The sequence below is a fragment of the Vibrio anguillarum genome (assembly GCF_001989995.2).
GTDB lineage: Bacteria > Pseudomonadota > Gammaproteobacteria > Enterobacterales > Vibrionaceae > Vibrio > Vibrio anguillarum.
Window position 1 is genome coordinate 1 of the sequence record NZ_JAHGUP010000186.1, and the last position, 1633, is coordinate 1633.

The 1633-nt window shown below is 38.3% G+C and carries 3 protein-coding genes; all 3 read left to right on the forward strand.

Features of this window, described 5'->3' with window-relative positions; all coding sequences use genetic code 11:
* The first annotated feature begins 48 nt into the window (after nucleotides 1–48).
* Nucleotides 49–429 carry a hypothetical protein gene (locus PL85_RS18280; protein WP_115340165.1) on the forward strand — a complete coding sequence of 127 codons (381 nt, stop codon included), beginning with the start codon at nucleotides 49–51 and terminating at the stop codon, nucleotides 427–429.
* A 200-nt stretch (nucleotides 430–629) separates the two neighbouring features.
* On the forward strand, nucleotides 630–965 hold the full coding sequence (locus tag PL85_RS18285) for a hypothetical protein (protein WP_052190358.1): 336 nt from the start codon (nucleotides 630–632) through the stop codon (nucleotides 963–965).
* 166 nt (nucleotides 966–1131) lie between these two features.
* Nucleotides 1132–1473 (forward strand): hypothetical protein, encoded by a 342-nt coding sequence (locus PL85_RS18295; RefSeq protein ID WP_115340166.1) that lies wholly within the window; start codon nucleotides 1132–1134, stop codon nucleotides 1471–1473.
* The last annotated feature ends 160 nt before the right edge of the window (nucleotides 1474–1633 follow it).

A 1633-nucleotide genomic window follows, 5' to 3' on the forward strand; every position in this document is an offset into this window, starting at 1 on the left:
CTTAGCCGGGCGTTATAAGCACCGAACTGTTCAAAATAAGGAGTAATTTTGAGTATTTGTGAATGTGAAGGACCAACAAAGGTCAAAACATCATATATTTGCACTGAATGTAATAAATCGGTGAAAAGTTGGCAACTTAAGAAAAAACTTAAGTATATTGGGATTATTGGTGTCATTGGGTATGGTGTAGGACAAGCTACCGAAGCGGTTATCTTCGATAATAGATACCCTATGGAAGTTGAGTTTGCACTTACTGATGCGTGTGTTAATAGCTCAGGTCGATCATTGAGTTCAGGCCAGTATCAGAAAAAGCAAACACTGTGTTTATGTGCAGTGGAAAGAACGATTAGTGATGTTAGCTACTCCGACTTTAAATCATCAAAGCATCTATTTGACCAAAACCTGAAGCGAAACCTTAATAAGTGCTAGGTACAAGCACCTAGCACTCTTATGCTTATTTAGTGCGTGGAGGGTTGTTACCTCGACCGCCACCTGAAGGATTACCAGTTTTGCTTGGACCATTTGGTGGAGTATTATTAGCCATAAATTTTTCCTTACGTTTGTTAGTTTTATTGTCTCAATCGGACATGACTAATTTACGATAGTGTATAGGGACATTTGGGGACACAATGGATATCAGTGAAATTCAAAATGAAATTAAGTCATTGCTTGACCTTCTTGGTTGGTCTCAAAAGAAACTGGCTCGTGAACTGTATGTGGAAGAGTTTGAGTATGATGATGAACTGGAAATAAGGCGTTATGAGGAAAAAGTAAAAAAGGCTCTTTCCCGCTCTACGACTAAGGTTGAGCTACTTCGGGGTTACTTAAATTTTATCAATAGCCACCCAACATTCAGCAAAAAACGCTTGGTGCTAAATAATTTTCACTCAAGAGAGTGTCTTTCAGATGAGCAGCTAAAAACAATGAAAGAGTTTTCAAGCTTGGTTGATAAGAAAATAACATAATGTGCTTATAACAAACTGTTTAAGAGTGATTCGCAACACTTGGCATTTTTGCTATGCGTTGCGTTTTGTGTTTAAGGTGGTATGCGGTAGCTTCGGTAATGCGTTGCTCACACCTTAACAGGGCGTTATGCCTCAATATTAGAAAATTCAAAAATTGAGAAATAGAATGGATTTAAAGAATTTAAATGTTAATGATTTTACAAATATTGAGCATACCTATGCTTATACAAAGTTGCCCTTAACATATAAGGAATGTATCAAACTGCAAGATTTCTATAGAAATTACATTGATAAGGTCTATAGCGAACCAAGTAAAAATTCAAGCTTACCTAAAGATCTTTTAGATGCTTGTGACGCTCTTGCTGCTCAACATGCCCACTATCAGACTAAGCGGATGTCAATTGTGATGGTAATAGTTACGTCATTAATCACAGGCGTTTTGACATTGTTAGCTGCTGTCTACTCTGAGGATCTTACAATGGCTATATCTCAATTATTGAACAGGTAACTCTCATTATTTCTGTGGTTGGCATAGGCATAACAAACGCTTCAAGAGGGACAGCCAACGCGCGGCATTTTTACTATGCGTTGGTTTTGGTGATTACGGTGTTATGCAGGAAGTTGGTAATGGCGTTGGCTGCCCCTTAAGCGGGCGTTATGCAACTCAG

Bases quoted from the DNA above. Each gene is read 5' to 3' on its own strand.
- PL85_RS18285 (WP_052190358.1), top strand. From the start codon at position 630: ATGGATATCAGTGAAATTCAAAATGAAATTAAGTCATTGCTTGACCTT.
- PL85_RS18295 (WP_115340166.1), top strand. From the start codon at position 1,132: ATGGATTTAAAGAATTTAAATGTTAATGATTTTACAAATATTGAGCAT.